Origin of the sequence: Pseudomonas sp. URMO17WK12:I7, assembly GCF_003269045.1 — a bacterium.
GTDB lineage: Bacteria > Pseudomonadota > Gammaproteobacteria > Pseudomonadales > Pseudomonadaceae > Aquipseudomonas > Aquipseudomonas putida_J.
Map to the genome: position 1 here is coordinate 374,586 of NZ_QLTL01000002.1, position 25,136 is coordinate 399,721.

The 25,136-nt window shown below is 62.9% G+C and carries 28 protein-coding genes; 25 read left to right on the plus strand and 3 right to left on the minus strand.

From position 1 onward, the window contains the following. Positions 1-27: 27 nt before the first annotated feature. Positions 28-309, plus strand: a complete 282-nt coding sequence (gene ftsB, locus H040_RS03915) for a cell division protein FtsB (RefSeq protein ID WP_023534037.1) — start codon at positions 28-30, stop codon at positions 307-309. Next, complete coding sequence (gene ispD / locus H040_RS03920; RefSeq protein ID WP_027920019.1) at positions 306-1,013, plus strand: 2-C-methyl-D-erythritol 4-phosphate cytidylyltransferase; 708 nt, start codon at positions 306-308, stop codon at positions 1,011-1,013. The genes ftsB and ispD overlap by 4 nt, the downstream gene beginning before the upstream one ends. Positions 1,014-1,133: 120 nt before the next feature. On the opposite strand, the gene H040_RS03925 is transcribed toward ispD, so the two are convergent. Then, positions 1,134-2,030 (minus strand): LysR substrate-binding domain-containing protein, encoded by an 897-nt coding sequence (locus H040_RS03925; RefSeq protein WP_027920018.1) that lies wholly within the window; start codon positions 2,028-2,030, stop codon positions 1,134-1,136. 110 nt (positions 2,031-2,140) lie between these two features. Between H040_RS03925 and H040_RS03930 the strand changes: the two genes are divergently transcribed. From H040_RS03930 to rpoS, 8 genes are all read left to right on the plus strand, one after another. Continuing rightward, positions 2,141-3,253 carry an S-(hydroxymethyl)glutathione dehydrogenase/class III alcohol dehydrogenase gene (locus H040_RS03930; RefSeq protein WP_027920017.1) on the plus strand — a complete coding sequence of 371 codons (1,113 nt, stop codon included), beginning with the start codon at positions 2,141-2,143 and terminating at the stop codon, positions 3,251-3,253. Positions 3,254-3,261: 8 nt separating this feature from the next. Beyond that, positions 3,262-4,116, plus strand: coding sequence for an S-formylglutathione hydrolase (fghA, locus tag H040_RS03935; RefSeq protein ID WP_027920016.1), 855 nt, complete (start codon positions 3,262-3,264; stop codon positions 4,114-4,116). Positions 4,117-4,306: 190 nt separating this feature from the next. Beyond that, positions 4,307-4,780 carry a 2-C-methyl-D-erythritol 2,4-cyclodiphosphate synthase gene (gene ispF / locus H040_RS03940; RefSeq protein ID WP_027920015.1) on the plus strand — a complete coding sequence of 158 codons (474 nt, stop codon included), beginning with the start codon at positions 4,307-4,309 and terminating at the stop codon, positions 4,778-4,780. Further along, positions 4,777-5,835, plus strand: a complete 1,059-nt coding sequence (gene truD / locus H040_RS03945; RefSeq protein WP_027920014.1) for a tRNA pseudouridine(13) synthase TruD — start codon at positions 4,777-4,779, stop codon at positions 5,833-5,835. Before ispF ends, truD begins: the two co-directional genes overlap by 4 nt. Further along, positions 5,823-6,572 (plus strand): 5'/3'-nucleotidase SurE, encoded by a 750-nt coding sequence (gene surE / locus H040_RS03950; protein WP_027920013.1) that lies wholly within the window; start codon positions 5,823-5,825, stop codon positions 6,570-6,572. The genes truD and surE overlap by 13 nt, the downstream gene beginning before the upstream one ends. A gap of 41 nt (positions 6,573-6,613) precedes the next feature. After that, positions 6,614-7,252, plus strand: a complete 639-nt coding sequence (locus H040_RS03955; protein WP_177326721.1) for a protein-L-isoaspartate(D-aspartate) O-methyltransferase — start codon at positions 6,614-6,616, stop codon at positions 7,250-7,252. A 160-nt stretch (positions 7,253-7,412) separates the two neighbouring features. Further along, positions 7,413-8,270 (plus strand): peptidoglycan DD-metalloendopeptidase family protein, encoded by an 858-nt coding sequence (locus H040_RS03960; RefSeq protein ID WP_027920011.1) that lies wholly within the window; start codon positions 7,413-7,415, stop codon positions 8,268-8,270. A gap of 108 nt (positions 8,271-8,378) precedes the next feature. After that, positions 8,379-9,386: an RNA polymerase sigma factor RpoS gene (rpoS, locus tag H040_RS03965; protein ID WP_016392283.1), complete on the plus strand. Its 1,008-nt coding sequence runs from the start codon at positions 8,379-8,381 to the stop codon at positions 9,384-9,386. A 608-nt stretch (positions 9,387-9,994) separates the two neighbouring features. On the opposite strand, the gene fdxA is transcribed toward rpoS, so the two are convergent. Together fdxA and mutS are read right to left on the minus strand one after the other, a co-directional pair. Next, positions 9,995-10,318, minus strand: a complete 324-nt coding sequence (fdxA, locus tag H040_RS03970; RefSeq protein ID WP_027920010.1) for a ferredoxin FdxA — start codon at positions 10,316-10,318, stop codon at positions 9,995-9,997. Between the two features lie 140 nt (positions 10,319-10,458). Next, complete coding sequence (mutS, locus tag H040_RS03975; protein ID WP_027920009.1) at positions 10,459-13,032, minus strand: DNA mismatch repair protein MutS; 2,574 nt, start codon at positions 13,030-13,032, stop codon at positions 10,459-10,461. Between the two features lie 140 nt (positions 13,033-13,172). On the opposite strand from mutS, the gene H040_RS03980 reads away from it, so the two are divergent. The 15 genes from H040_RS03980 (at position 13,173) to H040_RS04050 (ending at position 25,134) form a co-directional block, all read left to right on the plus strand. Then, positions 13,173-13,919 carry a LexA family transcriptional regulator gene (locus H040_RS03980; RefSeq protein WP_027920008.1) on the plus strand — a complete coding sequence of 249 codons (747 nt, stop codon included), beginning with the start codon at positions 13,173-13,175 and terminating at the stop codon, positions 13,917-13,919. 479 nt (positions 13,920-14,398) lie between these two features. Beyond that, positions 14,399-14,737, plus strand: coding sequence for a phage holin family protein (locus H040_RS03985; protein WP_027920007.1), 339 nt, complete (start codon positions 14,399-14,401; stop codon positions 14,735-14,737). A gap of 11 nt (positions 14,738-14,748) precedes the next feature. Beyond that, on the plus strand, positions 14,749-15,246 hold the full coding sequence (locus H040_RS03990; protein ID WP_027920006.1) for a hypothetical protein: 498 nt from the start codon (positions 14,749-14,751) through the stop codon (positions 15,244-15,246). Beyond that, positions 15,243-15,803: a phage baseplate assembly protein V gene (locus H040_RS03995; protein WP_027920005.1), complete on the plus strand. Its 561-nt coding sequence runs from the start codon at positions 15,243-15,245 to the stop codon at positions 15,801-15,803. The genes H040_RS03990 and H040_RS03995 overlap by 4 nt, the downstream gene beginning before the upstream one ends. A 72-nt stretch (positions 15,804-15,875) precedes the next feature. Next, positions 15,876-16,202 (plus strand): GPW/gp25 family protein, encoded by a 327-nt coding sequence (locus H040_RS04000; RefSeq protein WP_027920004.1) that lies wholly within the window; start codon positions 15,876-15,878, stop codon positions 16,200-16,202. Further along, positions 16,199-17,080, plus strand: a complete 882-nt coding sequence (locus H040_RS04005; RefSeq protein ID WP_027920003.1) for a baseplate assembly protein — start codon at positions 16,199-16,201, stop codon at positions 17,078-17,080. The genes H040_RS04000 and H040_RS04005 overlap by 4 nt, the downstream gene beginning before the upstream one ends. Before the next feature lies 1 nt (position 17,081). Further along, a complete protein-coding gene (locus tag H040_RS04010) occupies positions 17,082-17,690 on the plus strand; it encodes a phage tail protein I (protein WP_027920002.1) in 609 nt (202 codons plus the stop codon). Continuing rightward, positions 17,683-19,659, plus strand: a complete 1,977-nt coding sequence (locus tag H040_RS04015; RefSeq protein WP_112312764.1) for a phage tail protein — start codon at positions 17,683-17,685, stop codon at positions 19,657-19,659. Before H040_RS04010 ends, H040_RS04015 begins: the two co-directional genes overlap by 8 nt. Before the next feature lie 116 nt (positions 19,660-19,775). Then, entirely contained in the window at positions 19,776-20,072 is a 297-nt protein-coding gene (locus tag H040_RS28030) for a phage tail assembly chaperone (RefSeq protein WP_081784333.1), read from the plus strand. A 95-nt stretch (positions 20,073-20,167) separates the two neighbouring features. Further along, a complete protein-coding gene (locus H040_RS04025; RefSeq protein ID WP_027920001.1) occupies positions 20,168-21,334 on the plus strand; it encodes a phage tail sheath subtilisin-like domain-containing protein in 1,167 nt (388 codons plus the stop codon). 13 nt (positions 21,335-21,347) lie between these two features. Further along, positions 21,348-21,857, plus strand: a complete 510-nt coding sequence (locus H040_RS04030; protein ID WP_027920000.1) for a phage major tail tube protein — start codon at positions 21,348-21,350, stop codon at positions 21,855-21,857. Positions 21,858-21,867: 10 nt separating this feature from the next. Continuing rightward, positions 21,868-22,170: a phage tail assembly protein gene (locus H040_RS04035; protein ID WP_027919999.1), complete on the plus strand. Its 303-nt coding sequence runs from the start codon at positions 21,868-21,870 to the stop codon at positions 22,168-22,170. A 125-nt stretch (positions 22,171-22,295) separates the two neighbouring features. Then, complete coding sequence (locus tag H040_RS04040; protein ID WP_027919998.1) at positions 22,296-24,098, plus strand: hypothetical protein; 1,803 nt, start codon at positions 22,296-22,298, stop codon at positions 24,096-24,098. A 9-nt stretch (positions 24,099-24,107) separates the two neighbouring features. Beyond that, on the plus strand, positions 24,108-24,953 hold the full coding sequence (locus tag H040_RS04045; RefSeq protein WP_027919997.1) for a phage tail protein: 846 nt from the start codon (positions 24,108-24,110) through the stop codon (positions 24,951-24,953). After that, positions 24,928-25,134, plus strand: coding sequence for a tail protein X (locus tag H040_RS04050; protein ID WP_027919996.1), 207 nt, complete (start codon positions 24,928-24,930; stop codon positions 25,132-25,134). The genes H040_RS04045 and H040_RS04050 overlap by 26 nt, the downstream gene beginning before the upstream one ends. The last annotated feature ends 2 nt before the right edge of the window (positions 25,135-25,136 follow it).

Sequence of the window (25,136 nt, forward strand, 5' to 3'; positions counted from 1 at the left end):
GCGGCGGTCTTTAACCTGGATACCTTGATGCGCAGTCCCTATTGGTTGTTCCTTGTCCTGCTCCTGCTGCTCGGTGGCCTGCAGTACCGCCTTTGGGTGGGTAACGGCAGCCTGGCGCAAGTGGCCGAGCTCAAGCAGCAGATCGACGAACAGCACGCCGAGAACGAGCGGCTGCTGGAGCGTAACCGCGTGCTCGATGCCGAGGTGCTGGAGTTGAAGAAGGGTATGGAGACCGTCGAAGAACGGGCTCGTCATGAACTGGGAATGGTCAAAGAGGGCGAAACCCTCTTCCAGCTGCCGCAAAAATGAATGAATCTTTGCCGGCCTTCTGGGCCGTAATTCCTGCTGCGGGCGTCGGTGCCCGCATGGCTGCCGACCGCCCCAAGCAATACCTGGAGCTGGCCGGGCAGACCCTCCTTGAGCACAGCCTCGACTGTTTTCTTGGCCACCCCTCGCTCAAGGGCGTGGTGGTCAGCATTGCCGAAGATGACCCGTACTGGCCTGGCCTGCGTTGCGCCAGCGACCCGCGCATCCAACGTGCAGCGGGTGGTGACGAACGTGCCGACTCGGTGCTCAATGCCTTGTTGCTGCTGCATGCCCAGGGGGCGTCGGACAACGACTGGGTGCTGGTGCACGATGCGGCTCGGCCGAACCTGGCGCGTAGTGACCTGGACAAGCTGCTGTCGGAGTTGGCTGACGACCCGGTAGGCGGGCTGCTGGCGGTGCCGGCGCGCGATACCCTCAAGCGCGCCGATGCCAATGGGCGGGTCGCCGCGACGGTGGACCGCAGCACCATCTGGCAGGCCTATACACCGCAGATGTTCCGCCTGGGCGCGCTGCATCGGGCCTTGGCCGAAAGCCTGGTTTCGGATGTGGTGGTGACCGACGAGGCGTCGGCCATCGAGTGGTCGGGGCAGGCGCCGCGGCTGGTCGAAGGGCGCAGCGACAACATCAAGGTCACCCGGCCAGAAGATCTGGAGTGGCTGCGCCAGCGCTGGGCGGGCAGGCGCTGAAATTGCCGGGGCCGCTTTGCGGCCCTCTCGCGACACAAGGCCGCTCCTACAGGAGATCGCATTTCCCTGTAGGCGCGGCCTTGTGTCGCGAAAGGACCGCGCAGCGGTCCCGGCATTCGATCAGGTCACCCGATACTCAGGCAACTCCGCCAACCCTTCCTTCAGGTAATCCACCAACCGCCTTACCTTCGGCGATAAGTGCCGCTGCTGCGGATACAACGCCCAAACCGCCGTATTCGGCGGCTGATGCCCCTCCAGCAACGAAACCAGTGCGCCGCTGTTCAAGTGCTCGAGCACGTAATAGTCCGGCAACTGGCACAACCCCATCCCCAACAGCGCCGCATCCAGCACGGCCTGGCCACTGTTGCAGCGCCAGTTGCCCTGCACCCGCTGGCTGATCTCGCGGCCATCCTGCTGCAGCCCCCACAGGTCAGAGCTACCGATCAGGCAATTGTGCCGGGCCAGTTCCGACAGGCTGTGCGGCCGCCCGTAGCGCTCCAGGTACGCTGGCGAGGCACACAGGTACATGCGCCGCGGCGCCAGGCGCGTGGCCACCAGCCGCGAGTCGGCCAGCCGGCCCAGGCGAATCGCCAGGTCCATGCCTTCGTGCAGCAGGTCGAGGGTGCGGTTGCTCAGTTCAACTTCGACCCGCAATTGCGGATACAGCGCCATGAAGCGCGTTACCAGCGGCACGATGAAGCGTTCACCATAGGCCACCGCACAGGTCATGCGCAGCAGGCCCTTGGGCTCGCTGGCCAGGTCACCCATGGCGCGCAGCGCTTCCTCGCGACCGTCCTGAAGGCGCTGACAGTGCTGCAGAAAGGTCTGCCCGGCTTCACTCAAGGCCACCCGGCGGGTACTGCGGTACAGCAAGCGGGTTTGCAGGCGCTCTTCAAGGCGGGCGATCTGCCGGCTGATGTGGGATGACGACACGCCCAGGCGCTCGGCCGCAGCCGTGAACTGACCCGACTCGGCCACGGCGACGAACTCGTCGATGCCTTCCCAGCGGCTGCTCATGGATTATCCCTGTATGGCAATAATGTTTTGGCTTTTACTGGATTATTCATCAAAAGCGCGTGGATTACACTGCTGGACTGAATCGATCCCCATTGTCTGGAGACCCTGTGATGATCAAGTCCCGTGCCGCCGTTGCCTTCGAGGCCAAGAAACCCCTGGAAATCGTCGAAGTCGACGTGGCCATGCCCAAGGCCGGTGAGGTGTTGCTGCGCGTGGTCGCCAGCGGTGTCTGCCACACCGACGCCTACACCCTCTCCGGCGCCGACCCGGAAGGCATCTTCCCGTCGATCCTCGGCCATGAAGGCGGTGCGATCGTCGAAGCCGTGGGCGAGGGCGTTACCTCGGTGGCAGTGGGCGATCATGTGATCCCGCTGTACACCCCGGAATGCGGCAAGTGCAAGTTCTGCCTCTCGGGCAAGACCAACCTGTGCCAGGCCATCCGTGCCACCCAGGGCAAGGGCCTGATGCCGGATGGCACCACCCGCTTCTCGTACAAGGGCCAGCAGCTGTTCCATTACATGGGCACCTCGACCTTCTCCGAGTACACCGTGCTGCCGGAAATTTCCGTGGCCAAGATCCAGAAAGAAGCACCGCTGGAGAAGGTCTGCCTGCTCGGTTGCGGCGTCACCACCGGTATCGGCGCGGTGCTCAATACCGCCAAGGTCAAGCCAGGTGACACCGTGGCCATCTTCGGCCTGGGTGGCATCGGGCTGTCGGCCGTAATTGGTGCGGTCAAGGCCAAGGCCTCGCGCATCATCGCCATCGACATCAACCCGGCCAAGTTCGAAATCGCCCGCCAGCTGGGCGCTACCGACTGCATCAACCCGAAAGAGTACGACCGCCCGATCCAGGAAGTGATCGTCGATCTCACCGACGGTGGCGTGGACTTCTCCTTCGAGTGCATCGGCAACGTGCAACTGATGCGCGCGGCCCTGGAGTGCTGCCACAAGGGCTGGGGCGAGTCGGTGATCATCGGCGTCGCCGGTGCCGGCCAGGAAATCGCCACCCGTCCGTTCCAGCTGGTGACCGGCCGTGTCTGGCGTGGTTCGGCATTCGGCGGCGTGCGTGGCCGCAGCGAGCTGCCAAGCTACGTGGACATGGCCGAGAAGGGTGAGATCCCGCTGGATACCTTCATCACCCACACCATGGGCCTGGAGGACATCAACAAGGCCTTCGACCTGATGCACGAAGGCAAGAGCATCCGCAGCGTGATCCACTTCTGAGGTCAGCCATGAGCCTGGATAACATCTCCTGCCAGAAAAGCTTCGGCGGCTGGCACAAGCGTTACCGGCATCACTCCAAGGTGCTGGGTTGCGACATGGTGTTCGCCGTCTACCTGCCACCACAGGCAGAGCAGGGTGAGAAGCTGCCAGTGCTGTACTGGCTCAGCGGCCTTACCTGCACCGACGAGAACTTCATGCAGAAGGCGGGTGCCCAGCGCCTGGCCGCCGAGCTCGGCTTGATCATTGTCGCCCCCGACACCAGCCCGCGTGGCGAGCAAGTGGCGGGCGACCCTGATGGTGCGTGGGACTTCGGCCTCGGCGCCGGGTTCTACCTCAACGCTACCCAGCAACCCTGGGCCCAGCACTATCGCATGCACGACTATGTGGTGCAGGAGTTGCCGGCCCTGATCGAGGCGCACTTCCCGGCGTCCGAGCAGCGCAGCATCAGCGGCCACTCCATGGGGGGGCATGGCGCGCTGGTGTGCGCCTTGCGCAACCCGGGGCGCTATCGTTCGGTGTCGGCATTTTCGCCGATCAGCAACCCGATGGATTGCCCGTGGGGTGAGAAAGCCTTCAGCCGTTACCTGGGTGAAGACCGTGCGCGCTGGCGTGAATGGGATGCCAGTGTGCTGCTGGCGCAGACGCCTGCAGGCGAGTGCCCGCCGCTGCTGGTGGACCAGGGCGACCGTGATGACTTCCTCGAGAAGCAGCTCAAGCCTGAAGCGCTGGAGCAGGCCGCACGCAAAGGCGGGCATGAACTGACCCTGCGCTTGCAGCCTGGCTATGACCACAGCTACTACTTCATCGCCAGCTTCATCGACGAGCACCTGCGCCATCATGCGAAGGCAATGGGGCGCCTGTAGGAGCGGCCTTGCCGGGGCGCCGGACCGGTCGGAAAGGGCCGCAAAGCGGCCCCAGGATTTCGGCGCCACTGCCTCTATCGCCAGGGCTGCTGCGCAGCCCTTTCGCGGCGCAAGGCCGCGCCTACATGGCGGCCCCAATAGTGGCTAAAGCAGGTAGAATCACGCCCTGACTCAATCAGGGCGTTTTTCTATGCGTATTGGCCACGGCTACGATGTGCACCGTTTCTGCGACGGTGATTTCATTACCCTGGGTGGGGTGCGTATCCCCCACAAATACGGCCTCCTGGCCCATTCCGACGGTGACGTGCTGCTGCACGCCCTGAGCGATGCCTTGCTCGGCGCTGCTGCGTTGGGCGACATCGGCAAGCATTTCCCCGACACCGACCCGCAGTTCAAGGGCGCCGACAGCCGCGTGCTGCTGCGTCACGTGGTCGCTATCGTCAAGGCCAAGGGCTGGCAGGTCGGCAACGTCGACGCCACCATCGTCGCCCAGGCCCCGAAAATGGCCCCGCACATCGAAACCATGCGCCAGCTGATTGCCGAAGACCTGCAGGTTGAACTCGACCAGGTCAACGTCAAGGCCACCACCACCGAAAAGCTCGGTTTTACCGGCCGTGAGGAGGGCATCGCCGTGCATGCGGTTGCCCTGCTGCTGCCAGCATGACCGAACTGGACCTGCTGGGCCCGCGCGCGTCGGGCGAATCGTTGGGTAGCGCCGTGCTAAAGGCCGTGGCTGATGACTTCCAGGTCGACGAAGTGCTGGACATCCCGCTGTCCGGCCAGGGCGAGCACCTGTGGCTGTGGGTCGAGAAGCGCGACCTTAACACCGAAGAAGCTGCCCGCCGCCTGGCCCGCGCCGCCGGTGTACCGGTGCGCGCCATCAGCTATGCCGGCCTCAAGGATCGCCAGGCCCTGACCCGCCAGTGGTTCAGCCTGCACCTGCCGGGCAAGGCCGACCCGGATCTGTCGCGTGCCGAAGATGACACCCTGCGGGTGCTGAAGCAGGTGCGTCACCAGCGCAAGCTGCAGCGCGGTGCCCATTCAGCTAACGGTTTCACCCTGCGTCTGACCGCCCTGGCGGCTGAGCGCCAGGCCCTGGATGCTCGCCTGGAGCAACTCAAGCAACAGGGCGTGCCGAACTACTTCGGCAGCCAGCGTTTCGGTCACGGTGGCGGCAACGTCCACGACGCTCAGGACTGGGCCGCGCGCAAGGCTCTGCCGGAACAGCGCAACGTGCGTTCGCGCCTGCTTTCGGCAGCGCGCAGCTACGTGTTCAACCAAGTGCTGGCGGCGCGGGTCGCTGATGGCAGCTGGCAGCGCGCCCAGGTCGGGGACCTGTTGGCGTTCACCGATAGCCGTAGCTTCTTTCCTGCTGGAGAGCAGGAATGTTCCGATCCTCGCCTGGCGATTCTTGATTTGCATCCGACTGGTCCGATGTGGGGGGAAGGCCCTTCGCCCGCGGCTGGCGCGACCTTCGGGCTTGAGACGGCAGTCGGCGAGCGTCACCTGGCACTGTGCCAGTGGCTGGCATATGCGGGCATGAGTCACGAACGGCGCATCCTGCGGCTCCCTATTGGCGGCCTGACGTGGCATTATCCCGAGCCTGATATCCTGCAACTGGAATTCGTCCTTCCGGCCGGATGCTTCGCCACCGTGGTGGTGCGCGAACTCGTCGATCTGGTGCCGGCAGGGCAGACGGACAGCCCATGCGTATTCTGATTTCGAATGACGACGGTGTTACGGCACCGGGCCTCGCCGCGCTACACAGTGCGCTGGCGGATTATGCCGAGTGCGTGGTGATCGCCCCGGACCAAGACAAGAGCGGCGCTGGCAGTTCGCTGACGCTGGACCGGCCGCTGCACCCGCAGACCTTGGCCAACGGCTTCATCAGCCTCAACGGCACACCTACCGATTGCGTGCACCTGGGGCTCAACGGTCTGTTGCCGGAGCCTGTGGACCTGGTCGTCTCGGGCATCAACCTGGGGGCCAACCTGGGTGATGACGTGATTTATTCCGGTACGGTCGCCGCCGCACTGGAAGGCCGGTTCCTGGGCGGCACCTCGCTGGCGTTCTCGCTGCTGTCGCGGCTGCCCGACAACCTGCCGACCGCCGCCTACATTGCCCGCCGCCTGGTAGAGGCGCTGCCGCGCCTGCACCTGCCGCCGCGCACTGTACTCAACGTCAATATCCCCAATCTGCCGCTGGAGCACATCCGCGGCATCCAGCTTACCCGCCTCGGTCACCGGGCGCGGGCGGCGGCGCCGACCAAGGTGGTCAACCCGCGTGGCAAGGAAGGCTACTGGATCGCCGTGGCCGGTGATGCCGAGGATGGCGGGCCAGGCACCGATTTCCATGCTGTCATGCAAGGTTACGTGTCGATCACCCCGTTGCAGCTGGACCGCACGTTCAACGATGCCTTCGAACAGCTCGACGGCTGGCTGGAGGGCCTGCTCTGATGCGTGAACAGGACGATCTGCAGCGCCGTGGCGGTATCGGCATGACCTCGCAGCGGACCCGCGAGCGGCTGATCCAGCGCCTCTATGAGGAAGGCGTGTCGAACGCCAAGGTGCTTGACGTGATTCGCCGTACCCCACGCCACCTGTTCGTCGACGAGGCGCTGGCGCACCGGGCATACGAAGACACGGCGCTGCCGATCGGGCACAACCAGACCATCTCCCAGCCGTTCATGGTGGCGCACATGAGCGAGCTACTGCTGGAGGCGGGGCCGCTGGACAAGGTATTGGAGATCGGCACTGGTTCCGGCTACCAGACCGCGATCCTGGCCCAGCTGGTCGAGCGGGTGTTCTCGGTGGAGCGGATCAAGGTGTTGCAGGATCGGGCCAAAGAACGCCTGGTCGAGCTCAACCTGCGCAATGTGGTGTTCCGTTGGGGCGACGGCTGTGATGGCTGGCAGGCGCTGGCACCCTACAACGGCATCATCGTTACTGCGGTGGCCCCGGAAGTGCCGCAGGCGCTGCTCGACCAACTGGCACCGGGAGGGCGGATGGTGATTCCGGTCGGCCCTGCCGGCGAGGTGCAACAGCTGATGCTGATCGTGCGCGAAGAGCACGGCTTCTCCCGTCGCGTGCTGGGTGCAGTGCGTTTCGTGCCGCTGCTCAATGGCCCGCTGGCCTGAGGCGGCAGGAATATTTGCAGCCGCAACGAATTCTTGCAGCATGGCCCTGTCTATCTGGCGGGGCCTGGGCCCTGCCAATGCCGCCTGGCTTGGTTATAATTGCAACAATATTGCATTTCATATCGTATTATCGATTTTCGGCACCATGAGGGGAGCGCGGGTGGGGCACACAGTCATTCGGCAGCGAAAGGATCGGTCGGTTTTCAAGCTTCTGGTGATTGCACTGGCCATGGGCACCCTGCTGACAGGTTGCTCCAGCACAGGCTCCAGCGGTGCGCGCGTGGTCGATCGCAACACTGCTGCGCCCAAGCGACCTGCAGTGACCTCGGGGCAGTACGTCGTCAAACCTGGCGATACCCTGTTCTCCATCGCGTTCCGCTATGGCTGGGACTACAAGGAGCTGGCCGCGCGTAACGGCATTCCCGCCCCCTATACCATTCGCCCGGGCCAGGCGATCCGTTTCAGCAGCGGGTCTGCCAGCAGTACCACGGTGGTCTCCAGCCCGTCCTCCTCGAGCCGAACAACGGTCATTCGTCGCCCTGCCGGAACGCCTATCAACACCCCGCAAAACGGCGGAAAGCCGACGCCAACAACGCCCGCCACGCCTGCTCCGGTGGTTGCCACGGTGCCCGCGGCAGAGCGGGCGGTGGGCAACTGGGCGTGGCCAGCCAATGGCGTGCTGATTGGAAAATTCGCTTCAAACGGTAGTTTGAATAAAGGCATTGATATCGCCGGTGATTTGGGACAGCCTGTTTTTGCTGCGTCTGATGGTGCGGTGGTCTACGCCGGGAGTGGCTTGAGGGGCTACGGCGAACTGATCATCATCAAGCACAGCGATACCTACGTCAGTGCCTACGGTCACAACCGCAGGCTGTTGGTTCGGGAGGGGCAGCAGGTCAAGGCAGGGCAGTCGATTGCTGAAATGGGGTCCACGGGCACTGATCGGGTGAAGCTGCATTTCGAGATTCGCCGCCAGGGTAAACCCGTCGATCCACTCCAGTTCCTGCCACGTCGTTGATCGTTGTGCCCGGCCTGTTCCTGTGACGTAAAGGGGACAGGCTCCTGCGTTGCCAGGGAGACAGGCGCCGCATGAGTCTGAGTTCGAACTCAGCAAAGGACTATAACAATGGCTCTCAGTAAAGAAGCGCCGGAGTTTGACATCGACGATGACGTCCTCCTCATGGAGACGGGCATCGTTTTGGAAACGGATGTGGTGTCAGACGAACCTGCTGTACCTTCGGTTCGGACCAGGGCCAAATCAGGCTCTTCGCTCAAGCAACACAAGTACATCGATTACAGCCGGGCGCTCGATGCCACCCAGCTGTATCTCAACGAGATTGGATTCTCGCCTCTGCTTTCGCCGGAAGAGGAAGTGCACTTTGCGCGCCTGTCGCAAAAGGGTGACCCTGCCGGCCGCAAACGCATGATCGAAAGCAACCTGCGTCTGGTTGTGAAAATCGCCCGTCGTTATGTGAACCGTGGTCTGTCGCTGCTCGACCTGATCGAGGAGGGCAACCTGGGATTGATCCGTGCGGTGGAAAAGTTCGACCCGGAGCGCGGTTTCCGCTTCTCGACCTATGCGACCTGGTGGATCCGCCAGACCATCGAGCGGGCGATCATGAACCAGACCCGCACCATTCGCCTGCCGATCCACGTGGTCAAGGAGCTCAACGTCTACCTGCGGGCCGCGCGCGAACTGACCCAGAAACTCGACCACGAGCCGTCGCCGGAAGAAATCGCCACGCTGCTGGAAAAACCGGTCGCCGAGGTCAAGCGCATGCTGGGCCTGAACGAGCGTGTGTCTTCGGTGGACGTGTCGCTCGGCCCGGACTCGGACAAGACCCTGCTCGACACCCTGACCGACGATCGCCCGACCGATCCGTGCGAACTGCTGCAGGATGACGACCTGTCGCAGAGCATCGATCAGTGGCTGGGTGAGCTGACCGACAAGCAGCGCGAGGTGGTCGTGCGTCGCTTTGGTCTGCGCGGGCATGAGAGCAGCACCCTGGAGGATGTTGGCCTGGAGATCGGCCTGACCCGCGAACGTGTGCGACAGATCCAGGTGGAGGGGCTCAAGCGCCTGCGCGAGATTCTTGAAAAGAACGGGCTTTCCAGCGAGTCGCTGTTCCAGTAAGCCAGGCTGTACCGTATGCAAACGCCCCGATGACCTCGGGGCGTTTTTTATTTTCGGTATTTCGTAACCCAGTACTGGCCTCTTCGCGGGCAAGCCCGCTCCCACAGGATCATCACAGGGCTCAGGCCTGCGCCCTCTCTGGGGTGACGGGCTTGCCCGCGAAGAGGCCGGTAGAGATGGGATAAATCTGGTGGCGAGCAATGTGTACGGCGCTACCCCTGAAGCATGGCGTGTAAGCCTTTGCTTACTCTTTATGTAAGCCATCTGTGCAACTACCAGTAAATCAAAGTCGATTTCAGGTCTGGTTTATTCGTAAATCACTGAAATATAAGTGATTTTTGGCTATGTGGAAATGTGTCCCCAGTAACATCCTGAGAAATCTCGCAGTTGCCCGGCTCAGGGAACTCGCTAGTATTCGAACTGTGCACACGGACATGCACAGGCTTTCAGGGAGAAGGCCAAGGACATCGCAAGACGCGATTTCATCAGGATGATGTTTGGGACAAGCAGGGACTACGGAAAAAATGTGGGCGGGTCAAACCGCCCCTTTTTTTTGCCCGCAGAAAAGTAAAAAAGGCCCGTTGCGGGCCTTTTTCGTATCCGGGCGCTTAGCGCTCCAGGTGGGCGATCTTGCCGGTCTTGCCATCCCACTCTTCAGCGTCGGGCAGGGCGTCCTTACGCTCGGTGATGTTCGGCCAGATTTCTGCCAGCTCGGCGTTGAGCTCGATGAAGTTTTCCATGCCAGCGGGGATCTCGTCTTCCGAGAAGATCGCCTCGGCCGGGCACTCAGGCTCGCACAGTGCACAGTCGATGCACTCGTCCGGGTGAATCACCAGGAAGTTCGGGCCTTCGTAGAAGCAGTCCACCGGACAGACTTCCACGCAGTCGGTGTATTTGCATTTGATGCAGTTGTCGGTGACGACGAAGGTCATTTCTAGTTCTCTCCTCAGGCGACGGCGGCGGCCCTTCCTCTCAGGGCCGCGCGGTTTACGGGCATGTGGCTGCAGGCCAGGCTAATAACCTGCAGCACCAGCAAACCGCGGCGGATTCTACCAGCTTGTAGTGGGCGCCGTTATAACAGGTTCTTTAGTTGATATAGCATTTCGATAGCTTGACGTGGGGTCATGTCATCCAGGTCGAGTTTGCCCAGCTTCTCGATGGCCGGGTGTGGCAGGCTGGCGAACAGGTCGCTCTGGTGCGGGACTTGCGGCTCGTCCTTGGCCTTTTTCGTCACCGGTGCTTCATGGGGCAGGCTGGTGGTTTCCAGCCGGCCCAGGTGCTCGCGAGCGCGCAGGATCACTGGCGCTGGCACGCCCGCCAGCTGCGCCACGGCCAGGCCATAGCTTTGGCTGGCTGGGCCAGGCAGCACGTGGTGCAGGAAGACGATACGCTCGTTGTGCTCGGTGGCGTTCAGGTGCACGTTGGCCACCAGCGGTTCACTCTCCGGCAGTACGGTCAGCTCGAAGTAGTGGGTGGCGAACAAGGTATATGCACGCAGCTGGGCCAGGCGCTCGGCGGCGGCCCAGGCCAGCGACAGGCCGTCGAAGGTGCTGGTACCACGGCCGACTTCGTCCATCAGCACCAGGCTACGGTCGGTCGCGTTATGCAGGATATTGGCGGTTTCGCTCATCTCGACCATGAAGGTCGAACGCCCGCCGGCCAGGTCATCGCTGGAGCCGATACGGGTGAAGATGCGGTCGACCAGCGACAGCTCGCAGCTGGCTGCCGGGACGAAGCTGCCGATGTGCGCCATCAGCACGATCAGGGCCGTCTGGCGCATGTAGGTGGACTTACCGCCCATGTTCGGGCCGGTGATGATCAGCATGCGCGTGCTGTTGTCCAGGCCCAGGTCGTTGGCCACGAACGGCGTGGTCAGCACCTGTTCGACCACAGGGTGACGGCCCTGCTCGATACGCAGGCACGGCTCGTCAGTGAAGCGCGGGCAGTTCAGGTCGAGGTTCAGCGCACGCTCGGCAAGGTTGCTCAGCACGTCGATTTCGGCCAGGGCGGCAGCGCTGTCCTGCAGCGGTGCCAGGTGGCTGATGAGGGTTTCCAGCAGCGCGTCGTAGAGCATCTTTTCGCGCGCCAGGGCGCGGCTCTTGGCCGACAGCGCCTTGTCCTCGAAGGCCTTGAGCTCGGGTGTGATGAAGCGCTCGGCTCCCTTGAGGGTCTGGCGGCGGATGTAGTCGCCCGGCGCCTGCTCGGCCTGCTTGGTCGGCAGCTCGATGAAGTAGCCGTGCACACGGTTGTAGCCGACCTTGAGGTTGGCCAGGCCGGTACGGGCCTTCTCGCGGGTTTCGAGGTCGATGAGGAACTGGCCGGCGTTTTCGCTGATTGCCAGCAGCTCGTCCAGTTCGCTGTCGTAGCCCGCCTTGAGCACACCGCCATCGCGAATCACCGCCGGCGGGTTGTCGATGATTGCACGCTCCAGCAGGCTGGCCAGTTCCGGGTAGGTCCCGGTGATGGCAGCCAGGCGCGCCAGGTGCGGCGCCTCCAGCTCGCTCATGGCGTTCTGCAGTTCGGGCAGGGCGCCAAGGGCGTCGCGCAGGCGCGCCAGGTCACGCGGGCGGGCATTGCGCAGGCCGATACGGGCGAGGATCCGCTCGATATCGCCGATTTCCTTGAGTTGCGGCTGCAGCTTTTCGAAGCGGTAGCCGTCGAGCAGGCAGCGGATCGAGTCCTGGCGCGCCTGCAGTACCTTGAGGTCGCGCAGCGGGCGGTTCAGCCAGCGGGTCAGCAGGCGGCTGGCCATGGCGGTCTGGCAGCGGTCGATCACCGATTGCAGGGTGTTGTCGCGCCCACCGGCCAGGTTGACGTCCAGCTCCAGGTTGCGGCGGCTGGCGCCATCCAGGATGACCGTGTCGTCCAGGCGCTCGTGGCGCAGGCTGCGCAGGTGTGGCAGGGCCGTGCGCTGGGTTTCCTTGGCGTAGGTCAGCAGGCAGCCGGCAGCGCCGATGGCCAGGGTCAGCTTGTCGCAGCCAAAGCCTTTCAGGTCCTTGGTCGCGAATTGCTGGCACAGGGCCTTGCGCGCCGAATCTCGGTCGAAGTCCCACGGCGCGCGGCGACGGGCCCCTGGGCGCTTCTCGGCGGGCAGGTCGCGTGGCCAGTCGTCGGGGATCAGCAGCTCTACCGGGTTCAGGCGCTCGAGTTCGGCCAGCAGGTTTTCCCAGCCCTTGATCTCCTGCACGCTGAAGTTGCCGCTGGTGATGTCCAGCACCGCCAGGCCGAACAGGCGTTCGTCACCGAGCAGGGCGGCAATCAGGTTGTCGCGGCGCTCGTCGAGCAGGGCCTCGTCACTGACCGTGCCGGGGGTGATGATGCGCACCACCTGGCGTTCCACCGGGCCCTTGCTGGTGGCCGGATCGCCGATCTGCTCGCAGATCACCACCGATTCGCCAAGCTTGACCAGCTTGGCCAGGTAGCCCTCCAGCGAATGGAACGGAATGCCGCACATGGGGATCGACTGGCCGGCCGACTGACCGCGCGCGGTCAGGGTGATGTCCAGCAGTTTCGCGGCTTTCTTCGCATCTTCGTAGAAGATCTCGTAGAAATCGCCCATGCGGTAGAACATCAGCTGGTCCGGGTGCTGGTTTTTCAGCTTCCAGTACTGCTGCATCATTGGTGTGTGTGCGGAAAGATCAGACATTCAGGGCCTTACAGCGGGTGATCTGGTTGGCGATTATCAAACCGGCAATGGTACAGGCTTTTTCAACCAGATGCAGGCGCGGGCCATGGGGCATGCGCGCGCAGCCAGGCGCATTGCATTTGCCGGCGCATGCCTGCATTATGCATGTTATGCAAAAACGCAATGTAGCCACCGTACTCAGAGAACTGCTCGACCGCCACGGCCTGTCCCCGACGGAGCTGTACCGGCGCACGGGCGTCCCTCAATCCACCTTGTCGCGGATCCTCGGCGGCAAGATCGTCGACCCTTCAGACAAACACGTGTCGAAGATTGCCGAATACTTCGGTGTAAGCACCGAGCAGCTGCGTGGCCGCGCCGAGCTGGGCGAGTCGCGCGAAGCGGCGTTGCCGGCCCACGGCCATGCTGACCTCAGCGATATCAGCTTGTGGGACGATGAAACCCCCGTCGAGGATGACGAGGTGTCGGTACCTTTTCTTCGCGAGGTCGAATTGGCAGCAGGATCAGGAAGGTTCGTCATCGAAGAAAGCGAGCGAGCGCGGCTGCGGTTCGGCAAGCGCAGCCTGCGTCACAACGGCGTGCAGTTCGACCAGGCCAAATGTGTGACCGTGCGCGGCAACAGCATGCTGCCGGTGCTGCGCGATGGCGCGACGGTCGGTGTGAACACAGGCAAATGCTCGATCGGCGATATCATCGATGGCGACCTCTACGCCATCAACCATAACGGCCAGCTGCGGGTTAAGCAGGTTTACCGCCTGCCTACCGGTATCCGCCTGCGCAGCTTCAACCGTGACGAACACCCCGATGAGGACTACAGCTTCCAGCAGATGCAGGACGAACAGATCAGCTTGCTCGGGCATGTGTTCTGGTGGGGCATGTACGCTCGCTGACGCCTCACCCTCCCCAGAAACCCGCCTCGGCGGGTTTTTTTTCGCCTGCAGAAAATCCCTACAAAGCAAGCCATGCATGGCCTGCATGCATATCAGCAAAAATCAGCGCATAGAAATTTGAAGAAATGCATTGACTGCATATGCATTAATGCATAGCCTGTGTCTCAAGCCGGACGGAAACCGGTTGTTACACAGGCAGCGATGGACAGGCCTCAACTGTCCAGAGGGTTGGCAACTGGCCCGGGTGTGCAGCGTAAAGCACCACGATCAGTTATCCGGCGGGCAGGCGGCCGCGGTCGGAGTCACCAATTTGAAGCGCAACCGTGCGGCGTCACCAGTCGTGGCCGGCGGTTCGACAACGCATTACTGAAAAGCCTGGCGAGCCGGGCTTTTTGGAATGCCGAGGTTTTTGAAATATGCAGCGTACCCACAACCCGCCTGTTGGCCCCGTCAACAGGCATTACACAGGAGACAGGACAGTGACGAACGAGCAACAAGCGTTACTGGAGATGCCGCTCTGGCTGGTAATCGTCCTGGCATTGCTGGGCGGCCTGAGCGGCGAAATGTGGCGGGCCGACAAGGCCGGAGCCACCGGTTGGTCGCTGCTGCGCCGGCTGGCGCTGCGCTCCGGGGCCTGCATGGTCTGCGGCGTGTCGACCGTGATGCTGCTGTATGCGGGCGGCCTGTCGATCTGGGCGGCCAGTGCATTTGGCTGCATGACCGCCGTCGGCGGCGCCGATGTCGCCATGCGCCTTTACGAACGTTGGGCGATACGGCGCCTGGGCTTGCGCGACACCACGCAGGCCGACGAGCAATAAGGAGAATATGCATGAGCGAATTGGCCACTTTGCATGCGGCCGTGACCGCAACGATTCGTGAGGCGATGCCGGAACTGGCCTCGGTCGATGCTTATACAGCTGTAGGAAATGCCCCAGAGCGACCGGCGCTGCGCCACGGCATTGTGCAAATGACGGCGGATGCGGCACCACGCGATGGCCGCTCGGTGCTGATCGCCACCTTCGAGGCGGATATCACCGCTGATAGCGCCAACCCCGAAGCGCGTCTGCAGGGCAGCCTGCTTGCCGCACAACTGATGGATCTGCTGCGTCAGCAGCATTGGGCACTGGACTTCGTCGAAGCCAGCCGCAACGTGCAGGCGCAATTCGAGGGCAGCGCCTGGACCGTGCGCTGGGACCAGCCGGTGCTGCTTGGCGAGGCACGCTGGAGCTGGCCGGACCAGCCTCCCGGCAACCTGGTATTGGGCTTTGCGCCAGATATTGGCTTGGGCAACGAGGCGCACTACATCGCCCCGGAGGACCTGACATGAGCTACGTCAGCGCCATGCATGACCGCATGCTGGCGTGCATGGTCATTCCCTGCCGGGTGGTTGCGGTCGATCTTGCAGCCGCTCGGGTGCGGGTATCCGATGGCAGTGGCTGGACCAGCGCCTGGCTGCGCTGGCATGCCCAGGCTGCCGGCCAGGCCCGGCACTGGCGAGCACCCAGCCTGGGCGAGCAGGGCGTGCTGCTCAGCCCCAGTGGCGAGCCGGCCCAGGGCACGTTCCTCCCCGGCCTGTATGGCAATGCTGGCAGTGCGGCGGATAACCGTGAGCATGCCGAGGTCTGGCGTTTCGCCGATGGGGGTTCGCTCAGCTATGACTGGCAGGCCAGCCACTACGACATCCAGCTGCCTGGCGGCAGCGCGACCATCAAGGTCGGCGCCAGCACCGTGCAGGTCAGCGACGCTGCGATCAGCCTTGAGGCGGCAGCGATCAACCTCACTGGCAACGTCACCATCGACGGCGCGCTGCAGGTCAGCGGCGATATCAACGGCGGTGGGCGGATTATCGATACCGCCGGCAACACGGCCAATCACAAACACTGAATCAAGCCCGCCCACGCGGGCTTTTTCATATCAGGAGAATGCCATGCACACTCATGAACAGGGCGGTGCACCATGATCGGCATGGACCGCCGCACCGGCCAGCCATTGGCCGGCATCGATCATTTGCGCCAGTCCATCGAAGACATCCTCACCACGCCGCTGGGCAGCCGTCGCATGCGCCCTGAATACGGCAGCCAGCTGCGGCGCTTCGTCGACCTGCCAGTCAACGAGGGCTGGAAAAGCGCCGTGCAAGCCGAAGTGGCCCGCGCGCTGGGCCGTTGGGAGCCGCGCCTGCAATTGCAGCGGGTCAAGGTCGTCGCGGTGCTAGACGGCCAGGTCAGCCTGGCTTTGAGCGGTCGCTACCTGGGCGACGACGCGTTGGTGGAGGTGAGCGTATGAGCCAGGTCGACCTGTCGAAACTGCCTGCACCACAGCTGTTGGAGGACCTCGACTACGAAGCCCTCTATCAGGCCGACCTGGACACCTTCCGCGAATACCTGGGCGACGCCTGGAGCGCCAATCTGGAGAGCGACCCGGTCACCAAGCTGCTCGAAGTCGGCACCTACCGCAAGCTGCTCAACCGGGCGCGCATCAACGATGCCGCCAAGGCGCTGCTGCTGGCCTACGCCCAGGGCTCTGACCTGGACCAGTTGGCGGCAAATGTCAGCCTGCAGCGCCTGGTGATCCAGGCCGAGGACCTGGCCAGCGTCCCGCCCGTCGAGGCCCTGCTGGAGGCGGACGATGCCCTGCGTGAGCGGGTGCAGCTGGTCTACGAAGGCCTGACCACCGCGGGCCCGCGCAACAGTTACATCCTGCATGCCCGCAACGCTTCGGGGCAGGTGGCTGACGCCACCGCCGAAAGCCCGTCGCCGGCCGTGGTGGATGTCACCGTGCTGGGCCTGGAAGGCAATGGCGAGGCCAGCCCCGAGCTGCTGGCGCAGGTGGCGGCTTATCTCAACGATGACGACATACGCCCGGTCGCCGACCGGGTCAATGTACGCAGCGCCGAAATCCTGCCCTATCGCATCGATGCCGTGCTGTACCTGGCCGACAGCGGCCCTGAGTACGAGGCGATCCTCGCCGAGTGCCAGCGTCGCCTGGAGGCCTGGATCAACCCGCGACGGCGGCTTGGCGTGGAAGTGGCCCGTTCGGGGATCGATGCCCAGCTGCATATCGATGGTGTCAGCCGGGTCGAGCTGAGCGGTTGGGCGGATATTCGCCCGAGCAAGGCCCAGGCAGCGTGGTGCAGCGGTTTCACCTTGAAGCGGGGTGGCTGACATGCAGAGCCTGTTGCCGCTCAATCGCTCAGCGCTGGAGCGGGCCATCGAAGTGGCGGCCGATGAGGACCTGAAGGTCAGCCTGCGCCGGCTCTACAGCCCCGACAGCTGCCCCGCGCAGTTGCTTTATCACTTGGCCTGGGCCTGGTCGGTGGACCGCTGGGAAGACAGCTGGAGTGACGAGATCAAGCGTTCGGTGATCCGTGCGGCGTTCTTCGTCCACGCCCACAAAGGCACCCTCGGTGCGCTCCGGCGTGTGGTGGAGCCGTTCGGCTACCTGATCGAGGTGCAGGAGTGGTGGCAAGCCACGCCGCCTGCACAGGCGGGCACCTTCGCACTGAAGATCGGCGTTTCCGATGCGGGCATCAGCGAAAGCACCTATCAGGAGCTGTCATCGCTGATCGACGACGCCCGCCCGGTCAGCCGCCACCTGACCGGCCTGGTCATCAGCCTCGAAAGCCGTGGCGCCCTTCATGTCGGCTGCGCGATCCAGGACGGCGACGAACTGGACATCTACCCGCTGGCACCCCGTGACATCGAAGTGATCGGTGCCATAGGTCGTGGCGGCCGCGAACATACAATCGATACCTTGGATATTGCACATGGTTGACCAGACTTCTCAGTTCTACGCCATCCTCACCAATGTGGGCGCGGCGAAACAAGCCAACGCGGATGCCTTGGGCATCGCATGGAAAATCACCCAGATGGGTGTCGGCGACGCCAACGGCACCGACCCCACCCCCAACGCCACCCAGACCAGCCTGATCAACGAATGGCGACGTGCGCCGTTGAATCAGCTGAAAGTGGACGATAAAAACAGCGCAATCATCATTGCCGAGCAGGTCATCCCGGCGGATGTCGGCGGCAAGTGGATCCGCGAGATCGCGCTTTACGATGCCGATGGCGACATGGTGGCCGTGGCCAACTGTGCGCCTACTTATAAGCCGCTACTCAGCCAGGGCTCGGGACGTACCCAGGTGGTGCGGATGAACCTGGTGGTGAGCAGTGCCAGCAACGTGCAGTTGAAGATCGATCCGGCGGTGGTGCTGGCTACGCGGGAGTGGGTGACCGAGGAGCTGGCACGGCAGGATTTTAAGCATTCTGTGTTGGCTGCAACTACAGCGAACATCAACTTGAGCGGTTTACAGACGATAGATGGCGTGGCACTTGTGAAGGGCGCTCGGGTATTGGTGAAGAACCAGATGGTTCCTAAGGACAATGGCATCTACGAAGCTGCTGCAGGGGAGTGGAGTCGCAGCAGCGACGCTGATACCGATGCCAAAGTGACCCCGGGATTATTGATAGTGGTAGAGCGGGGTGTAGCCAATAGCGACAGTGCCTGGCAGCTGGTCAGCGACGGGCCGATTAATGTGGGAGTCAGCGCGCAAGCGTATGAAATGGCTTTCGGGCGCAGTGGCATTACGGCGGGAACGTATCGCAGCGTCACCGTCGACAAATATGGCCGTGTGATTGCGGCAACTAACCCAACCACGGTAGCAGGCTATGGCCTGACAGATGTTCTTACAGCGTCTCAAGTTAATAGTGCGCTCAGTCTGAAGTCTAACCTCGCCAGCCCGGTATTCACGGGTATTCCCAGCGGTCCAACCGCAGCCCCGGATGACAGCAGTACTCAATTGGCCACAACGGAGTTCGTCAAGCAGCTGGGGCTTAATTTGCCAAGTATTGGGGCTGGGCTATCGGACGGGCAAACCTTGAGTCAGGCTCATGCTGGCAAGTATTCCACCATGGCCGGAGTGGGTAGTTGGGTCGGCACCTTGTATCTTCCAGAATCGGGTATATCAAAAGGATCTGTTTTCATCGTGTCGGTAGGCTCCGGATACGGAACCCTTACGGTGAACGCTCCTCGTTCCGGTAAAGGGTACATCGCTGTTGGCTCAACACCCTATGCGGCAGTGACCGTTACGCATTTAGACCCGCCGCTAATCTTGACCTGTATTTCCGACGGCATCTATGCACTAGTTGCAGGTGGTGCGATGAGTGCCACCAGCGTTCACTTTCCTTTCCGTGGTCGGGCGCTCTATACCAAGGCTGGTACTTACCAATGGCAAGTACCAGCCAATGTAACTCGAGTGCTTGTTGATATTCGTGGAGCAGGGGGAAGTGGAGCATTCGGGCCTGCTGAGACAGGTGCCGGCGGCGGCGGCGGTGGCGGAATCTGCAACCGTATCTGCCTTGTTACACCAGGGACAAGCATTACGGTAACAGTGGGTGCTGGTGGCAAAGCTGTAAGTGTCCTAAATACGGTAGGTTTTAGCGGAGGCACTTCGTCGTTCGGTGCGTTTTGTTCCTCGACCGGAGGCGAAGGGGGCACGCTATTCAACGGAGCAGGTGGCGGTATGGGGGTTGGTGGAGACTTCAACGCCTCCTTGGGGGCTGGCTCGCCGCCTGTACGCAATACTAATAACTCTGGTGCTTGGGGCGGGCCTGGGGGGGGCGGGGAGTCTATTTATGCCGCCTCTGATTTTTCCACTCCGACGCAGCCGGGCATGGGCGGCGCCGGTCGGACAATTAGCAGTTCGCAGCCTGGTGCCGATGGCTGTGTGTTCATAACTTACTGAAGAGATTTTATATGTGGGCACGAATTGCAAACGGCCAGGTGATGGAAGTTACCGATATCAATCCAGTCGACCGCTTCCATTCCGACCTTGTCTGGGAAAAGTGTACGCTTGAGACGATGCCAGGTTGGCAGGTTGTCGAGGGCGTTTATGTTCCCCCCTCTGTCACGGCTGAAAGTGAGTCGAATCTAGCGTTACGCAGTTGGCGTGATCATCAGCTGCAATCTGGTGAATGGCTAGTGATGCGTCATCGAGATGAGCTCGCAATGAATATCAGTACTTCGCTGACGTCTCAGCAATACACCGAGCTTCTCACCTACAGACAGAGTCTTCGTGATTGGCCAGCTTCCTCAATGTTCCCTGACTCCTCATCGAAGCCTGAACCACCGATTTGGATTGCTCTGCAATCACAGTAAGGCCCCGTCTCCTCGGGGCTTTTTTCTATCTGACTGATTCTTACCGGCCCTGCACCCGCAGGGCCTTTTCGTACCTGAACCTGGAGTAAACCTACATGAGTGGATTCTTCCACGGCGTCACCGTAACCAACGTCGACACCGGCGCCCGCAGCATCGCGCTGCCTTCTTCCTCGATCATCGGCCTGGTCGACACCTTCACGGAAGGCGCTGGCGCCACGGCCAGAGCCAACGACCTGGTGCTGATCACCAGCGAACGCGAAGCGGTCGCCGCATTCGGCGAAAACGCGGCCATCACCAAGGCCTGCCGGGCCATCTACACCCGCGCCAAGGCGGTCATCGTCGCCTGTGGCGTGGCCAAGCTGGACGATGCCGCCGAGCAGACCGCCGCGATCATCGGCAGCGTTCAGGCCGACGGCAAACGCACCGGCCTGCAGGCGCTGCTCGACGGCAAGAGCCGTTTCAACGCCCAGCCGCGCCTGTTGGCCGCACCACGCCACAGCGCCACCCAGGCGGTCGGCACCGCATTGGTAGCCCTGGCCGACAAGCTGCGCGGCATCGCCATCATCGACGGCCCCAACACCACTGATGAGGCAGCCCTCGACTACGCCAAGAACTTCGGCGCCAAGCGCGCCTTTCTGGTCGACCCGGGCGTGCAGTACTGGGACAACGGCGAGGAGGCCACCGTCGATGCGCCGGGCTCGGCCTGGGTCGCCGGCCTGTTCGCCTGGACCGACAGCGAATACGGCTTCTGGGCCTCGCCGTCGAACAAGGAGTTCGTCGGCGTCACCGGCACCGTCCGCCCGGTGGAGTTCCTCGATGGCGACGACAGCTGCCGCGCCAACCTGCTGAACAACGCCAACATCGCCACCATCATCCGCGATGACGGCTTCCGCCTGTGGGGCAACCGCACCCTGTCCAGCGACCCGAAATGGGCCTTCGTCACCCGCGTGCGGACCATGGACATCGTCATGGACGCGATCCTCTACGGCCACAAGTGGGCGGTCGACCGCGCCATCACTGCCACCTACGTCAAGGACGTCACCGAAGGCCTGCAGGCCTTCATGCGCGACCTGAAGAACCAGGGCGCGATCATCAACTTCGAGGTCTTCGCCGACCCGGAGCTGAACACCGCCAGCCAGCTCGAGCAGGGCAAGGTGTACTGGAACATCCGCTTCACCGACGTGCCGCCTGCCGAAAACCCCAATTTCCGCGTTGAAGTCACTAACCAGTGGCTGACCGAAGTTCTCGATTCCGCCGCTTAAGGAGCGCATCTACATGGCAATGATTCCCGAAACCCTGGCCAACCTGAACCTGTTCGTCGATGGCGTCAGCTTCCAGGGCGATGTACCCAGCCTGACCCTGCCCAAACTCACCCTGAAGATGGAAGAACACCGCCCCGGCGGCATGGACATGCCGGTCGAGATGGACCTGGGCATGGAAAAGCAGGAAGCGGCCTTCACCACCACTGGCGTGCGCCGTGAAGCGCTGAAATTCTTCGGCCTGGCCGATGGCAGCGGCTTCAATGGCACCTTCCGCGGCGCCTTCAAGGGCCTCAAGGGCAAGATCAACCCGGTGGTGGTGACCCTGCGTGGCACCCTGAAAGAAATCGACATGGGCGACTGGAAGTCCGGCGACAAGGCCGAGATCAAGCACAGCGTCGGCCTGACCTACTACAAGCTCGAAGTCGATGGCCGCCTGATCTACGAGATCGACGCACTGGGCATGAAGCGGGTGATCGATGGCGTCGACCAGTTGGCCGCCCAGCGCGCTGCGCTCGGCTTGTAAGGGGGCGACCATGGCTCAAGCGAAAAAGCAGCCGCAATGGCTGACCCTCAGTGCCGACCGCGTCACCGTGCGCCTGTCGCGCCCCAGCGAAGCCAATGGCGTGCAGGTCGACAGCTTGTCGCTGCGGGCGCCGACCGTGCGCGATATCCGCAATGCCCAGGCCGGTGGTGCGGCTGATGACGAGCAGCGCGAACTTAACCTGTTCGCGTCGCTGGCCGAGGTTGGCATCAAGGACCTCGAAGGCCTTGCCCTGAAGGACTATGGCCGCCTGCAAAGCGGCTATTTTCGCCTGGTGCAGGACGACGAACTTTGACCCGGCCCGGCAGAAGGCCGCAGCAAAGCGGCTGGCCAAGGAGCTGAACTTTTCCGCGAGCGAAATCATGACCATGTCGTACGGCGACATGGTCTGGTGGCTCGCGCCGTGACAAGGAGGAACCTATGGCGAACACACAGGTGTTCACCCTCGGGCTCGGCGTCACCGTCACCAACCCCTTGGGCCATGCCATCGAGCAGCTGCGCCAGGATGTCGAACGCCTGCGCAGGCAGGCGGATGGCACCCGGCTTGGCAGGCTCATCGGCGAGGTGATCCGCCTGGGGTTGGAGCTCGGCAAGGTACGCCAGGTCGAACGCCAGCTGGCGCTGGACCAGGAGCAGCAACACGAAGGCCAGATCAGCCGGTTGTGGAGCGAGGCTGAGGCGGTCGAGCGTTTGCGCCAGCACTACCTGATGCTGGATCAGGTGATCGCAGGGTTGGCGAAGTTCAAGACGTTGACCGTTGACGGAGCAAAGCGTGGGCAGTCATCGGGCTCTGGTTCCAAGACCCCGGATGCTGCACCTGAGGCTTCATCCCGAACGCGTAGAAGCGCGGCCGAAAGTGCCATGGTCCTCACGTCGGTATTGGGTGGAGGCTTGATTGTCGGCGCTCGTACTGCCTATGAAGTTGACCGTCACCTACCCCCAGAGAGACGGCAACGAGCGCGCAAGGCAGTCAGCATTCGCAGGGAGACAGGGGTTGTCAACGCGGCAGTCTCTGGTGCCAAGGCTTGGTTGGAAGGCGATTCACCTGAAGACAAGGCCAAGGGTGTTGGGGCCGCTGCCGGAGAGTTGGGTGGCAGCCTGTTGGGTGCCGCATTGGGGGCAACGCTTTCCAAGAACTCGCGTGTGCAGGAATACGCCAGCATGGCGGGCGGCTTTATTGGCGAATGGGTCGGCGGAGTGCTTGGCGGCGGTCTGTATGACCTGGCCATGTACGAAGACAAGCCAGGGCCGAGAGCAAAAAGCTCGACAACTGCAGCGGCGAGCATCACCGATGGCAATGCCAAGGGCTCAGTGAGTCGCGACAAAGCGCCGCAATCCAACGAAAGGCAAGCGAATGAGGACGAAGAGGAGGAGCTAGAAGAAGAAGAGGAGGAAGAGGAAGTTGACGAGGGCCTAGAGGAGGAGCGCGAAACGCGACAACCGCAGCCATCTGCTCCCTATTCCGGCGCCCCATCCCTAGAGCAGGCCAGCCTTGCTGCCTCTTCTGCAAGGACTCAGCGAGCAGTGCGGGGCTTTGGGCTTGCTCCTCTCTCGCCTTCGCCCGGGCAGGGTGGCAGTAGCGGCTTCGGCGTGGTCAAGGGGTTGGTGAGGCGAGTACCCGTCGGTGCGCTCCTGGATGCCTCCCTGCAACTGGCTGACACCTACAGCAGCAACGCGACACCGGCACAAAAGATGGAAGGTTACGGCAGCGCGGTAGGGGGGCTGGGAGGCTCCCTGGCGGGTGCCGCTGCCGGTGCTGCGATCGGTTCTGTCGTGCCGGTCATCGGTACTGCGGTGGGGGGGCTGATTGGTGGCGTGATAGGCAGCATGGGGGGAGAAAGTCTCGGCAACTGGTTGGGCAAAGCCTTGGGCGCGGGGCTTAGTAATGAAGGCGCTTCCACCAGTACGCCTGCTGTACCTGCTCCGAGTCATTTGGGCATCACCTCGTCGGTTGTTGGGCAGGCCCCGGGGGCACAAGCCCCGGCGGGCAGCGGTGTTCACGTCTCGGAGGCCGCTACTGCGCAATTGTCGCCCACCGTTGCGACACCACCAGCGCCCACCAACCAGCAGTTCACCTTCACCGCCAACATGCCGGTGACCTTCAACAACAGCTTCGACGACCCGACCACCCTGCAACAACTTGAAGCCATCGCCCGCCGCGTGCTCGACGATCTGATGCGCCAGGCGCGTTCGGTGCAGATGGCCGATCAACCACAACCATGAGGAGGACCCATGACGTACCTGGAACAGTTGCAAGGCGGCTTGCATGCACTGGTCAAGGCGGGCGAGGAGGGGCGTCGGCGTGCCGACGCCATGCTCGACCCGATGAACCAGGCGGTCGGCCATGCCAGGGAGGCGGCCGCCGAGCTCGAAGCACTGCCCTGGATCGGCCCGGAAATCGGCAAGCGCCTGCAACGCACGATGCGCGCCATCGACTCGGCCAAGCAGCGTGTCGACAAGGTCATTGCCAAGTATGACCAGACCCTCGACGTGGTGCGCAAGGTACGCGACCGCGTCGATGCCTTCGCCGAACACCTGGGCAAGGCCGGAGCGGCCATTCGGCGAGTGATCGGCGATGCACATTCGGTGGCCAGTGGTGTGCTTTCGACCTTCGGTTTCGCGCCGGATGTTACCCCGGCGGCAGAAGCGATCACGCCGTTCCCGCACCTGCTGGTGCTGCAGCCACTCAAGGCCAACGCTGCACCGTACTACTTCAACCTGGACACCGCCGCTTTCGACCAGCTGCGCCGGCAAACCCGATTTCGTTGGGCAGGGCAAGAGCGCTTGAGCCGCGAGAACGCCCAACAGGCAGTGAGCCTGGGCGAAGAAAGCATCAGCATCCGTGGCGCGATCTTCCCGGGTTTCAAGGGTGGGCTGGGCCAGCTGCAGGCGCTGCGCGGTATCGGCCGGCAACTGCTGCCGCTGTCGTTGACCACCGGTTATGGCGAAGTGCTCGGCACCTGGTGCCTGACCAGCGTCGAGGAAGAGCAGGGCGCCTTGCTGGCCGGCGGTATTCCCCGCAAACAAGGATTCTCACTGGAGTTCGTCAGCTATGGACAAGACCTGCAAAACGTCTGAGGGGGACGTGCTCGATACCCTCTGCCACCACTATTACGGGCATCTCGACGGTAGCGTCGAGGCGGTGTTGCAAGCCAACCAGGGGCTTGCCGATGAGGCCCAGCCGTTTCGAAGTGGCGTGACGATCCGCTTGCCGACGCTGGCGCCGGCTGCGGCCAACGTCGTGCAGCTGTGGGACTGATG

What these genes read in the sequence shown, in the direction of transcription:
- fdxA (WP_027920010.1), bottom strand. Translation starts at nt 10,318, where the DNA reads ATGACCTTCGTCGTCACCGACAACTGCATCAAATGCAAATACACCGAC.
- H040_RS04045 (WP_027919997.1), top strand. Translation starts at nt 24,108, where the DNA reads ATGACGTACCTGGAACAGTTGCAAGGCGGCTTGCATGCACTGGTCAAG.
- H040_RS04030 (WP_027920000.1), top strand. Translation starts at nt 21,348, where the DNA reads ATGGCAATGATTCCCGAAACCCTGGCCAACCTGAACCTGTTCGTCGAT.
- H040_RS28030 (WP_081784333.1), top strand. Translation starts at nt 19,776, where the DNA reads ATGCCAGGTTGGCAGGTTGTCGAGGGCGTTTATGTTCCCCCCTCTGTC.
- H040_RS04025 (WP_027920001.1), top strand. Translation starts at nt 20,168, where the DNA reads ATGAGTGGATTCTTCCACGGCGTCACCGTAACCAACGTCGACACCGGC.
- H040_RS04010 (WP_027920002.1), top strand. Translation starts at nt 17,082, where the DNA reads ATGCAGAGCCTGTTGCCGCTCAATCGCTCAGCGCTGGAGCGGGCCATC.
- surE (WP_027920013.1), top strand. Translation starts at nt 5,823, where the DNA reads ATGCGTATTCTGATTTCGAATGACGACGGTGTTACGGCACCGGGCCTC.
- H040_RS03980 (WP_027920008.1), top strand. Translation starts at nt 13,173, where the DNA reads ATGCATGTTATGCAAAAACGCAATGTAGCCACCGTACTCAGAGAACTG.
- H040_RS03955 (WP_177326721.1), top strand. Translation starts at nt 6,614, where the DNA reads ATGACCTCGCAGCGGACCCGCGAGCGGCTGATCCAGCGCCTCTATGAG.
- mutS (WP_027920009.1), bottom strand. Translation starts at nt 13,032, where the DNA reads ATGTCTGATCTTTCCGCACACACACCAATGATGCAGCAGTACTGGAAG.
- truD (WP_027920014.1), top strand. Translation starts at nt 4,777, where the DNA reads ATGACCGAACTGGACCTGCTGGGCCCGCGCGCGTCGGGCGAATCGTTG.
- fghA (WP_027920016.1), top strand. Translation starts at nt 3,262, where the DNA reads ATGAGCCTGGATAACATCTCCTGCCAGAAAAGCTTCGGCGGCTGGCAC.
- H040_RS04050 (WP_027919996.1), top strand. Translation starts at nt 24,928, where the DNA reads ATGGACAAGACCTGCAAAACGTCTGAGGGGGACGTGCTCGATACCCTC.
- H040_RS03995 (WP_027920005.1), top strand. Translation starts at nt 15,243, where the DNA reads ATGAGCTACGTCAGCGCCATGCATGACCGCATGCTGGCGTGCATGGTC.
- H040_RS04015 (WP_112312764.1), top strand. Translation starts at nt 17,683, where the DNA reads ATGGTTGACCAGACTTCTCAGTTCTACGCCATCCTCACCAATGTGGGC.
- H040_RS04035 (WP_027919999.1), top strand. Translation starts at nt 21,868, where the DNA reads ATGGCTCAAGCGAAAAAGCAGCCGCAATGGCTGACCCTCAGTGCCGAC.
- H040_RS04005 (WP_027920003.1), top strand. Translation starts at nt 16,199, where the DNA reads ATGAGCCAGGTCGACCTGTCGAAACTGCCTGCACCACAGCTGTTGGAG.
- rpoS (WP_016392283.1), top strand. Translation starts at nt 8,379, where the DNA reads ATGGCTCTCAGTAAAGAAGCGCCGGAGTTTGACATCGACGATGACGTC.
- ispF (WP_027920015.1), top strand. Translation starts at nt 4,307, where the DNA reads ATGCGTATTGGCCACGGCTACGATGTGCACCGTTTCTGCGACGGTGAT.
- H040_RS03930 (WP_027920017.1), top strand. Translation starts at nt 2,141, where the DNA reads ATGATCAAGTCCCGTGCCGCCGTTGCCTTCGAGGCCAAGAAACCCCTG.
- H040_RS04000 (WP_027920004.1), top strand. Translation starts at nt 15,876, where the DNA reads ATGATCGGCATGGACCGCCGCACCGGCCAGCCATTGGCCGGCATCGAT.
- ftsB (WP_023534037.1), top strand. Translation starts at nt 28, where the DNA reads ATGCGCAGTCCCTATTGGTTGTTCCTTGTCCTGCTCCTGCTGCTCGGT.
- H040_RS03990 (WP_027920006.1), top strand. Translation starts at nt 14,749, where the DNA reads ATGAGCGAATTGGCCACTTTGCATGCGGCCGTGACCGCAACGATTCGT.
- ispD (WP_027920019.1), top strand. Translation starts at nt 306, where the DNA reads ATGAATGAATCTTTGCCGGCCTTCTGGGCCGTAATTCCTGCTGCGGGC.
- H040_RS04040 (WP_027919998.1), top strand. Translation starts at nt 22,296, where the DNA reads ATGGCGAACACACAGGTGTTCACCCTCGGGCTCGGCGTCACCGTCACC.
- H040_RS03925 (WP_027920018.1), bottom strand. Translation starts at nt 2,030, where the DNA reads ATGAGCAGCCGCTGGGAAGGCATCGACGAGTTCGTCGCCGTGGCCGAG.